At 66.9% G+C, this 11,147-nt stretch carries 9 protein-coding genes; all 9 read right to left on the minus strand.

What is annotated here, in order from left to right; translation table 11 throughout:
- Window positions 1-87: 87 nt before the first annotated feature.
- Window positions 88-1,386, minus strand: coding sequence for an adenylosuccinate lyase (gene purB, locus FVW20_RS18385; protein ID WP_196610710.1), 1,299 nt, complete (start codon window positions 1,384-1,386; stop codon window positions 88-90).
- A gap of 226 nt (window positions 1,387-1,612) precedes the next feature.
- Window positions 1,613-2,014 (minus strand): FmdB family zinc ribbon protein, encoded by a 402-nt coding sequence (locus FVW20_RS18390; protein ID WP_196610711.1) that lies wholly within the window; start codon window positions 2,012-2,014, stop codon window positions 1,613-1,615.
- A gap of 609 nt (window positions 2,015-2,623) precedes the next feature.
- Window positions 2,624-3,436: an ATP-dependent sacrificial sulfur transferase LarE gene (larE, locus tag FVW20_RS18395; protein WP_196610712.1), complete on the minus strand. Its 813-nt coding sequence runs from the start codon at window positions 3,434-3,436 to the stop codon at window positions 2,624-2,626.
- Window positions 3,437-3,601: 165 nt separating this feature from the next.
- Window positions 3,602-4,774: a homocysteine biosynthesis protein gene (locus FVW20_RS18400; protein WP_007524008.1), complete on the minus strand. Its 1,173-nt coding sequence runs from the start codon at window positions 4,772-4,774 to the stop codon at window positions 3,602-3,604.
- Between the two features lie 169 nt (window positions 4,775-4,943).
- The gene (locus FVW20_RS18405; protein WP_196610713.1) at window positions 4,944-6,308 is read right to left on the minus strand and encodes a tetratricopeptide repeat protein; all 1,365 of its coding nucleotides are present in this window, start codon (window positions 6,306-6,308) and stop codon (window positions 4,944-4,946) included.
- Between the two features lie 306 nt (window positions 6,309-6,614).
- Window positions 6,615-7,364 carry a 2,3-diphosphoglycerate-dependent phosphoglycerate mutase gene (gene gpmA, locus FVW20_RS18410; RefSeq protein WP_196610714.1) on the minus strand — a complete coding sequence of 250 codons (750 nt, stop codon included), beginning with the start codon at window positions 7,362-7,364 and terminating at the stop codon, window positions 6,615-6,617.
- Between the two features lie 96 nt (window positions 7,365-7,460).
- The gene (locus FVW20_RS18415) at window positions 7,461-8,933 is read right to left on the minus strand and encodes a sigma-54-dependent transcriptional regulator (protein ID WP_196610715.1); all 1,473 of its coding nucleotides are present in this window, start codon (window positions 8,931-8,933) and stop codon (window positions 7,461-7,463) included.
- Between the two features lie 33 nt (window positions 8,934-8,966).
- Window positions 8,967-10,436, minus strand: a complete 1,470-nt coding sequence (locus FVW20_RS18420; protein ID WP_196610716.1) for an HD domain-containing phosphohydrolase — start codon at window positions 10,434-10,436, stop codon at window positions 8,967-8,969.
- 62 nt (window positions 10,437-10,498) lie between these two features.
- The coding region (locus FVW20_RS18425; protein ID WP_196610717.1) for a DUF1731 domain-containing protein at window positions 10,499-11,147 on the minus strand (649 nt) is incomplete at its 5' end.

The following is an 11,147-nucleotide window of genomic DNA, read 5'->3' on the forward strand; positions in this document are numbered from 1 at the left end:
CCGTGCGCTGGCGCACCGGGCGGATGGACCGCCCGGCATGCCGACGCCGCGGGGCGCCCGGAAGCGCTGGTGGGCGCCCGGTATTCCTCAGCTGCGGCCGAACACCCGCTCGAAGATCATGTTTTCGTGGCGCAGATAGTAGCCGGGATCAAACAGTTCATCAAGGACGGAGGGAGCAAGGCGCGCGGCGATGTCCGCGTCGGCCCGCACCATGTCGGGGAAGGGTTTTCTGGTTTCCCAGCTCTGCATGGCGCAGCGCTGCACCATCACGTAGGCCTCCTGGCGGGCCATGCCCGATTCCACCAGGGCCAGCAGCACGCGTTGCGAGTAGTACAGTCCGTACGACCCGGCCAGGTTGCGGTCCATGTTCTCGGGGATCACCCGCAGGTTGGACAACAGGCCCGACAGGCGGTGCAGCACGTAGTCCATGAGGATGGTGGAGTCGGGCATGATCACCCGTTCCACGGACGAATGGCTGATGTCGCGCTCGTGCCACAGGGCCATGTTTTCCATGGCGGCCAGCGAGTTGGTGCGGATCAGGCGCGAAAGGCCGGTCATGTTTTCCGCCGAGATGGGGTTCTTCTTGTGCGGCATGGCCGACGACCCCTTCTGGCCCTTGGCGAAGCCTTCCTCGGCCTCCAGCACCTCGGTGCGTTGCAGGTGGCGCAGTTCCACGCACAGCCGTTCCACGCCGCCAGCGGCCAGCGCCAGCGAGGTGAAGAAATGGGCGTGCCGGTCGCGCTGGATGACCTGGGTGGAGATGGGGTCCACGTTCAGGCCCAGGATTTCGCAGGCAATGGCCTCCACGCGGGGGTCGAGCATGGCGTAGGTGCCCACGGCGCCGGAAATCTTGCCCACGCGCACGCTTTCAAGCCCGTCGCGGAAGCGGGCCACGTGGCGCTGGAATTCGGCGTGGAAGCCCGCCATCTTCAGTCCGAAGCTGGTGGGTTCGGCGTGGATGCCGTGGGTGCGGCCCATGCACAGGCGGCCCTTGTTGGCGAAGGCCAGGGTTTCCAGGGTGGACAGCAGCCGTTCGAAGCCCTTCAGGATAAGTTCGCCGGCCTGGGCCAGCAGCAGGCCGTTGGCCGTGTCCACGATGTCCGACGAGGTGCAGCCCAGGTGGATGAACCGGGCCGAGGGCCCCACCTTTTCTTCCACGGCGGTCAGGAAGGCGATGACGTCGTGCCGGGTTTCCTGCTCGATTTCCAGGATGCGGTCCACGTCGAAGTCGGCCTTTTCGCGGATGACGCGCATGTCGTCCGCGCCGATGACGTCCAGGCGGTGCCAGGCCTCGCACACGGCCAGTTCAACGTCGAGCCAGGCGCGGAAGCGGTTTTCGAGGGTCCAGATGCGGGCCATCTCTGGGCGGGAATAACGGTCGATCATCGTGGCTTCCTTGCTGATGCTGTGCTGGTGCGGTTGCGTATGCCGCCGGAGCGGCGTGGCGGCCCGGCGGGCCGGTGCGCCTGGATGCTTCTGGCCGGTGCGGCGCGCGCCGTCGTCTGCAAAACTGGCGCGCGTCAGGCTGGAGTTGGGGCCGATCGTGAAAAGGACAGCCTTGCGGACGGGTCCACGCGTGAGAAGGGGCAGCCTTGCGGACTGCCCCTGAATACTACGAGCCTGTGCCCGATGCGGCGGCGCAGCCGCCCGACGGGGCGACCGAGGCACACTTGGCCGGGCTTGGGCCCGCTGCGGCGGTGCCGGACGACGCGGCAGCGGTTCCGGAATCGGCGGAGCCGCCAGAGGCGCTCGAGTTTCCCGATCCATTGGACCCGCCGGACCCGGCATCGCCGCTGCCGGGGGCTTCTGCGCCCGCATGCGAATCGCTGGACGAGCGGTTGCCGTAGTCGGTGACGTACCAGCCGCCGCCCTTGAGCACGAAGCTGGTGTTGGACACGATGCGGTCGGCGTGACCGCCGCATACCGGACAGGAGCGGGGGGCTTCGTCGAAGGTCTTCAGCCATTCCTCGAAGATCTGCTCGCAGTCGCTGCAACGATATTCGTAGATGGGCACGCTACCCTCCTTGCATAACCTACGCGTGATGCACGAGCCTAAACAGCGTCGTACGCGTTGTCAAACGGGGAAGGCCATGCGTTGGAGCACAGACGGCATGCACGACGGTGTGGTGCCGTACGATGGACGGGGCGGGGTCACCGCCATGCCCGCTGCCGGGTGCTGCATGCATGGCGAGGTATATGTTCCGTGGTGCTGCATGAATCGCCCGTGCCCCCGGCGCATGCCGCATGCAGTGCGGCGAAAGGGGGCAGGTACGTGGCGATCCGCCCCGCAGGAAGCACACGCGCCTCGGGCGACGTGCCACCGGGGGCACGTTGCGCGAAGCGCGGGGCGTTCTAGCGGCGGAACGAAAAACCTGGATGCCTTAGGACTTGGCGGCGGCCTTCGCTTCGCGCACGCGCTGCTTGAGGCGCTTTTCGCGGCGCTGACGGCGACGATCCAGTTCTTTCTTGCGTTCGATCTTCTTGTGGGCCATGGGGAACTCCTCCGTGAAATCGCGTGTGATAAGAGAGACCACCTACCACGAACCACGGGTTTTGTCCAGTGGCGCGTGAAAGGCAGGGCACGCGAGGTGCGTGTCGGCCAGATCGGGCACGCGGGCCGGAGTCAGCGGTCGAAATAGCCGCTTACCTGATCGCCCGCGTCGATGGTCGCATAACCGAAGCCGTGGCGGGCAAGGATGGAAAGCAGCACGTCCCCGGGAGGTATGTTTGCCGGGCTGTCGTGCCCCGCGTGCGCCGGACCCAGTTGCAGGCGGGGCGGGGTGTCGGGCGCCAGCCGCAGGCGGAAGTCCCACAGGCCAAGGTTTTCCAGTTCTTCTTCCGCGGCGGCAAGGCGGGCCAGGGTGGCGGCGTCGGGTTGCATGCCGTAGGCCAGCCGGGTCAGCAGGCAGGGGCGGGCCGCCTGGTCCGGCCTGTCCATGCCGGTGCGTGCCGCCAGTTCGCGTATATCGGCCTTGGAAAGGCCCGCCTCGGCCAGCGGCGAACGGATGGACAGTTCGCGCAGGGCGCGCAGCCCGGGGCGATAGGCGGTCAGGTCGTCGGCGTTGGTGCCGTCGCACAGGGGCAGGGGGGCTGCCGTGGCCAGCAGGGTGGTGAAGGCGGCGTGCTTGCAGTGGTAGCAGCGGTCGCGGTCGCCCGCCGCAATGGCCGGGATGGTCAGCGGGTTCAGCGGCACGGTGACGAACGCGGCGCCGCGCGCGGTGGCCCAACTGCGGGCTTCTGCCGTTTCGCGGGGGGGCATGTGCGGGCCGGTGATGTGCAGGGCGGTGACGCGGCAGCCTGCCAGCAGGGCGGCGTGGGTCAGGAAACGGCTGTCCAGCCCGCCGGAAAGGGCCACCGCCAGTTCCGGCATGGTGGCCAGCAGGTCCAGCAGGGCAGGAGGGAGTGCGTCGGAGCGCGGCGGGGCGGTATTGGGCATATGGTGTGTCTATGGGCGAATGGTGTGCCTAGGACAGAGCAGAAGGTAGTGCTTCCGCGCCTTGCGGCAAGACCCGCCAACCGAAAAACGAAACCCGCCGGGTGCGCGCTGTTTGCGCGCGTCCGGCGGGTTGTTCAGTTCATGTTCGTGGCCGGAGGGAAATCCCTACGCCGAAGGCAGCAGTTCCACCGGCTCGGTAAGCAGGAATTCGCCCTTTTCGATCCACGACTTCAGCGTGTTGGCCACTTCCAGCGACAGCGGGTAGCTGGTCATGGGCACGGTTTCCACCTTCTTGCCCATGATCTCCACCTCGCCGCTCTTCAGGTCTTCGTAGGTCACGTGCTGGATGACCCGCGGCAGGCAGTTGGGGTAGTCGTGCCCGTAGTCCTTGACCGGCATCTGGATGTCGCTGTCGTCCACGCCGGTGAACCAGGCGATTTCCTCGTTCAGGATGGGGATGGGAATGCCCACGCCCACCGCCAGCGAGCAGCCGTAGCCAAGGAAGGACAGGCCGCGCAGGTAGCGGGGATTCATGCCCTTCAGGTCGCCCTTCAGCATCAGGGTGCCCGCAGGGGAAAGCGGCAGGCCGCGTTCGGTGCGCTTGGGCGCCGCCACGTGCTGCGTGCCCGCCCCCAGCACGTACCCCGTGCCGCCGCCCAGGAATATCCGGGTGCCAAGGCCGATGGTGCGGAACAGCGGGTCGTTGAACAGCGGCGAGATGCGGCCCGCCGTGGCGAAGTTGACGTTGCGCAGGTTGGGCTTCAGCGGGCCCATGTACGTGTAGATGATGCGGCTCGTCAGGTTTACCGCCGCGTTGTAGTTCTGGTAGCAGTTGCGCGGGTTCAGCAGGTGCGCATAGGGCAGTTCGGACAGGGTGATCTTCTTGTCCAGCGACTTGCGCGGGTAGCAGTCGGTGCCGTAGGCCTCTGCCCGCAGGTGCACGGCCTTGCCGCGCACCAGGTCTTCGATGACATGCCCGCCGCCGTACTTGAACCGACCCGGGTAGACCTTGTTCAGGGGGTCGTCCTCGGTGGGTTCGGTGGCGCCCAGGTAGGAATCCACGGCAGCAAGCCCCGCGTAGGCGGGCACGTCGTTCATCCAGACCTTGGCGGTCTTGAGGGTGGGCGGATCCTGCTGGCCGATGTTGAAAAGCAGCCCGGAGGAACACATCGGCGAGAAGGTTCCGGTGGTGACGACGTCGATTTCGCGGGCGGCCTTTTCCTTGCCCATTCGACGGACGGCCTCGGTCATCTCCTCGGCATTCAGCACCACGGCCTTGCCCTGGCGAATGCGCTCGTTGATTTCCGCGATCGTCTTGTTCACCTTGAAACTCGCCATCTTGCTAACCTCCGTTGGTGGCGCACGCGCCGTTTCATTACATCAGGATATCAGCATATGGAAAAGCAGTCCGGATTGCAACCCGCAAAAAAGGGGGACTTGCGCAAGGCCCCCCGTGAAATCGGCAGATCACCCCGGGGGGGCAATCTGCGGAATGATCGACAATGCATCAGGATGATTGTCCCAATCGTTCCAGGGCCTGCCGCGCGAGGTCGAAGTCCGGGTCCAATTCCAGCGCCACCTGCAGGCAGCGTTCTGCGTAGTCGCGTCCACCCGCCCGCATGAACACCAGGCCCATGTTGAAGGCGATGGTCTTGTCGCGCCGGGGCAGATCGGGGTTGATGGCCATGGCCTTCAGCATGTTGGACCGCGCGTCGCGGAATTCCTTGCCCTCAGCGAAGGCCATGGACATGTTGTAGTACAGGTTTTCGTCGTCCGGCGCGATGCGCAGGGCCTTCTGGTACTCTATGGTGGCGTCGCGCCACTTGCCTTGCTTGCGCAGGGCGATGCCCAGGCGGTTGAAGGTGCCCAGGTCGCCCCGGTCCAGCATGTCGCCCTTGGCGTCCAGCGCCTTGCGCAGGAAGCGTTCGGCCCGTTCGGGGTCGCGTTCGCTGTAGATGGTGGCGATGCGCTCGGAAATGTCGCCGATATAGGCCATGGCTTCGCGCGTGGCCTGGGTGACGGCCAGTTCGAAGAGTTCCTCGGCCTTTTCCTGGTTGCCCATCTCCACATGGATCTCGCCCATGTCCACCTTGCGCTCCACGTTGAGGGGCGAGAGGCGGTCCAGCCTTTCCAGGTATCCCAGTTGGGCTTCGCTGTCGCCGATCTGCTTGTTCAGGTCGGCCAGTTTCTTCAGCGGCTCCAGGTACAGGTCGGCGTTGCGGCTGGCTTCTTCAAAGCTCTCCCGGGCGCGGTCCATCTTGCCAAGCGCCTGGTAGGCGTCACCCATGACCAGCAACCCGGCGGCGCTGTTGGGCTTCAGTTCCAGTATCTTGCGGCACACCTTCAGGGCGCTTTCGTGCGAGCCCTGCTGCACCATGGCCCGTGCCGTGTCGATGAGCTGGCCCAGCTTGCCCTGCGGCTTGATGGTGAAGGCGATCTTTTCGATCAGCGTGTTCACCGAGAGGGGCTTGCTGATGAAGTTGTCCGCGCCGATTTCGTGCAGCAGCACCAGGCGTTGCCGCTCCGTCTCGCCGGTAAGGATGATGATCTTCACGTCCGAATAGGCGTTCTTGACCTGCCGGACCAGAATGCCGGTGTCGCGGCCCTCAAGCATGCGCTCCATGAACACCAGAACGTTCTTCTTGCGCATGGAGACGTCGCGGATGGACTTGATGATGTAATCGGTGTTGGTGACCACCGAGAGCGCATCCGTGGCAATGGCAAGATGCTTGGCAACCGTGTTGCGCAGCAGCGAAATGAAGTTCGGGTCGTCACTCACGACAAGAAAGTAGCCCTTCTTCTCGTTGATGAATTCGACCACGGTGCTCTCGTACTGCTTCTGCTTGAGTTTAAGGTTGATATTGCTCGCCATGCTTGCTCCTTGCGGCGCGCTTCCCCCCCGCAGAGGTCGCAGGCCTGTGAGTGTGTCGTCCGTGCCGGGCACGGGCTGCAACGGTAGGTACGCGTTCCGGGCTTGTCAATGAAACTGGCGGCCGACGCATTGGGGCACGCGGCAACTGACGTTGCCGGATTCGCTTTGCACATACTGCTTTGCCCGCAACCTTATCACAGTCCGCATGGCGTGGCGAGCCGTGCGCGTTCGCTCCCCTGCGCGTGGCCGATCGAGCCCGCGGGTGTGTGCCCCTGCGGCGCGTGGCACGGGCAGGGGAGCCGCCCGCTATTTTCGCGCCGCGCCCTGCGCCGCCACGGCCTTGGCTTTCGCCTCGGCCACGGCAGGGTCGCCAAGGTAACGGTGGGCCAACGGGCGCAGCGAAGCGTCCAGGGTGTAGACCAGCGGCAGCCCGGTGGGGATGTTCAGTCTGGTGACGGCGTCCGGGGTCATGCCGTCCAGGTGCATGACCAGGGCGCGCAGGCTGTTGCCGTGGGCCGTCACCAGCACCCGCTGCCCGGCCAGCACCTGCGGCGCGATGACGTCGTGCCAGTAGGGCAGCACGCGGGCCACGGTTTCCTTCAGACTTTCGCTGGCGGGCAGCACGTCGGGCGGAAGGCCCGCGTAGCGGGCATCCCCGGCGGGGTTGCGCGGATCGTCGCCTTGCAGGGGCGGGGGCGGGGTGTCGTAGCTGCGCCGCCATTCGAACACCTGGTCCTCGCCGAAGCGGGCGGCGGTTTCCGCCTTGTCCAGCCCTTGCAGGCCGCCGTAGTGACGTTCGTTGAGCCGCCAGTGCTTGTGCACCGGCAGCCACAACAGCCCCATTTCATGCTGCACGATGTACAGGGTGCGGATGGCCCGGGTGAGCACAGAGGTGTGGCAGATGTCGAAGGCCAGCCCCTCGTCCGCCAGCAGGCGGGCGGCATCGCGCGCTTCCTGCTCGCCCTCGGGCGAAAGGTCCACGTCGGTCCAGCCGGTGAAGCGGTTTTCCAGGTTCCACGCGCTTTGCCCGTGACGCAGAAATACCAGCGTATGCATGTTGCCTCCCGTCGGCCCACTGGGGCGCCATATGCGATCGGCGCCCATGCCCGTGGCGGGCGCCCGGCCAGTCTGCGTCCGCCGGCAGTCCGCCGGTCAGTCGGTAGTCTGGATGTTGTACCCTTTCAGCTTGCGGTACAGATGGCTGCGCTCGATGCCCACGGCCTCGGCCAGCCGGGTTACGTTGCCGCCGCATTCCGCAAGGCGCGCGGCCAGGTATTGCGCCTCGAAGGCGGCACGGGCCGCCTTCAGGTCCATGCCGGGGGCCAGCAGCGCGGCCACGGCCAGATGGTCCGGATGCGGGTCCATCCCTTGACCGGGTGCGCTCCCGGTTCCGCACGCGGCCTTGCCGCCCGTCGCCGTTCCCGCGGTCGCACTGCCGTTGGTGGCCGCACCCGGTCGGGGCAGGAATTCCGGCGGCAGCATGGCCCGCGTCACCTCCAGGCCCGCATGCAGGATGAGCATGCGCTCCACGAAGTTGCGCAGTTCGCGTACGTTGCCGGGCCACGGATACTGGGCCAGCGCTTCCTGCGCGTCGGGGGTGAAGGTGGCCGGGCGCACGCCGTAGTCGCGGGCCAGGCGCTGGGCGAACAGGTCGATCAGCAGGGGTACGTCGCCCTCGCGTTCGCGCAGGGGAGGCAGCACCAGCGGGAACACCCGCAGCCGGTAGTACAGGTCCTCTCGGAAGGTGCCGGCGGCTATTTCGTCTTCCAGATTCTTGTTGGTGGCGGCGATGACGCGCACATCCACGCGCATGGTGCGGTGGCCGCCCACCCGTTCGAACTGCTGTTCCTGCAATATGCGCAGTATCTTGGCCTGGGTCTTCAGGCTCATGTCACCGATCTCGTCCAGGAACAGCGTGCCCTTGTGGGCCATTTCGAACTTGCCCGCCTTGGCGGAATCCGCCCCGGTGAAGGCGCCCTTTTCGTGCCCGAACAGTTCGCTTTCGATGAGCTCTTCCGGAATGGCCGCGCAGTTCACGGCCACCAGGGGCCGGTCGGCCCGACGGCTGCCCGCGTGGATGGCACGCGCCGCAAGTTCCTTGCCGGTGCCGTTTTCTCCGGTGATCAGCACCCAGGCGTCGGTGGGGGCCACCCGCGCGATCTGGCCGCGCAGGGCCTCCATCACCGGCGAGCGGCCATTCATTTCGTCGGCGTGGGCCGTGGGCAGGCTGTCACGCAGGGCCTCGTTCTCGCGACGCAGGTCGCCGTATTCAAGGGCGCGCTGCGCCGCGATCAGCACCTTTTCCAGCGACAGGGGCTTTTCGATGAAGTCGTGCGCACCCTTGCGGATGGCGTTGACCGCAGTCTCGATGGTGCCGTGGCCGGAAATCATGATCACCGGCAGGTCGGGACGCTGGGCGTGCAACTGGTCCAGCACGGCCAGTCCGTCCATGCCGGGCATCCAGATGTCCAGAAACACCAGATCGGGCGTCTCGCGGGCCAGCAGGGCCAGGCCGTCCTCGCCGTTGGGAGCCTCGAGCACCTCGAAGCCTTCGTCTTCGAGAATGCCGCGCAGGGAGAAGCGGATGCCGTCTTCGTCGTCGATGATCAGGATGCGGGCGTGCATGGCGTGTCCGGTTGCGGGTGCGAAAGGGGGTGATCAGGAAAGGATGAAGCCGTCGTGGAACAGGCTGACGCACACGTCCACCATGTTGCGGTCGTACCGCGTGCCGCGCCCGGCGGCAATCTCTGCCAGGGCCGGGCCCAGCCCCAGCGAGGCGCGGTAGGGCCGGTGCGAGGACATGGCCTCCACCACGTCGGCCACGGCCAGGATGCGCGCCTCGGGCAGGACGTCGTCGCCCGAAAGGGCGTTGGGGTAGCCGGAACCGTCCAGTCGTTCATGGTGTTGCAGCACGATCTGGGCCACCGGCCAGGGAAACTCGATTTCCTTCAGGATGTCGTAACCCACCTGGCTGTGGGTGCGCATGATGCCCATTTCCAGGTCGGACAGGCGGGTGGGCTTGGCCAGTATTTCCGCAGGGATGTGAATTTTTCCGATGTCGTGCAGCATGCCCGCCACCCGCAGCCCTTCCAGCCGTTCGCCGGAAAGGCCCAGCCGCACGGCCATGGCGTGGGCCAGTTCCGCCACGCGAGCCTGATGCCCCGCCGTGTACGGGTCGCGCTTTTCCGATGCGGTGGCCAGGGCGGAAACGGTCTGGCGCAGGGTGCGGCGCAAATCCTCCACGCTGCGGCGCAGGGCCGCTTCCGACTGGCGGCGTTCGGTGATGTCGCGGAACACCAGCACCGTGCCCACCCGGCGCCCGTCCGGGTCGGCCAGGGACGAGGCGCTCATTTCTATGGGGTGCGCGCGGCCATCGGGGTGATGCACGAAGGCTTCGGTCATGGCCGTGGGGCCCAGTGGAGCGGCAGGCGCGGTTGCGCCCGCCGGGGCGGACGGCCTCACGGGGCCGGACATGCCGGACAGGCCCACGGGAGCGGAGGGAACTGCAACAGGCAGGGGCTGGGCCAGCAGGTCGTTGGGGTCTTGCAGGTTGTGGCCGTTGCCGCCGGGCCGGATGTCCACGTGATCCGCGAAATGGCGGTCGATGCAGGTGTGGTGGTCGGCGCCGGTCATGGCCTCGGCGCTGGCGTTGATGTAGGTGATGCGTCCATGGCGGTCCACGGTGAGCACCGCATCGGCGATGGAACGCAGGGTGGTGGCGAACCACCGCTCCTTGCGCCGGGTTTCGTGATCCATCTGGTGCTTGTACAGCGCCATCTCGATGGACGTGCGCAGGTCACGGTCCTCGAAGGGCTTCAGCAGGTAGCCGAACGGCTCGGTGATCTTGGCGCGTTGCAGGGTCTCCGGATCCTCGTGCGCGGTCATGTAGATGACGGGCACGGGGTGGAGGGCCAGGATGTGCCCGGCGGCATCGATGCCGTCCATGCCCTCGCCGAGCATGATGTCCATCAGCACGAGGTCGGGCTTTTCGCCACGGGCTGTTTCCACGGCCTGTGCGCCGCTGGTGGCCAGCATCGGTTCACCGTAGCCGAGCGAACGCAGCCTGCGGCGCATGTCCAGCGCCGAAACGGCTTCGTCTTCGACCAGCAGTATCTTGCAGTAGGCCATGCCCGCTCCGGAACTGTGCAATGTCGTGTTGCGCGCCGGGGTAACTTCCGGCGCCATATGCGTCAGGAGGCCAGAAGGTCCGCCAGCGCCGCGCGCAATGTGGGGAACCGGAACGCGTAGCCGGAATCGGTCAGGCGGTCCGGCGGGGCCACCTGACCGGCCAGCAGGGCTTCTTCCGCCAGTTCGCCCAGGGCCAGGCGCAGGGCAAAGGCGGGCGCGGGCGGCGCGGGCAGCCAGGACGGGCGTCCCACGGCGCGGTTCAGTTCCGCCGTGAACGCGGCATTGTCCACGGCCTGCGGCGCGGCAAGATTGTACGGGCCGGAACAGGACGGGGTATCCAGCAGATGCAGGATGGCTCCCACCTCGTCCGCCAGGTGCACCCACGGGAACGGCTGCCTGCCGCTGCCCAGCGGGCCGCCCAGCCAGGCCTTGAACGCGGGCAGCATGTGCGCCAGCGCGCCCCCGGCCCCCAGCACCACACCGCTGCGGATGATGCAGCGCCGCACGCCCATGGTCTGTGCCGGGGCGGACGACGCTTCCCATCGGGCGCAGGTTTCCGCAAGAAATCCGGCCCCCGGCGGGTCGCCTTCGCCGCAGCGGGGGGCTGTGGCCATGTCGGGCCAGGCGCCATAATACCCCACCGCCGACGCCTGTACCAGCACCGCCGGAGGCACCGCCGGAAGGCCCGCGCCGTTCATGGCGCCCAGCGCG

Source organism: Nitratidesulfovibrio oxamicus (assembly GCF_015731765.1).
Taxonomy (GTDB): domain Bacteria; phylum Desulfobacterota; class Desulfovibrionia; order Desulfovibrionales; family Desulfovibrionaceae; genus Cupidesulfovibrio; species Cupidesulfovibrio oxamicus.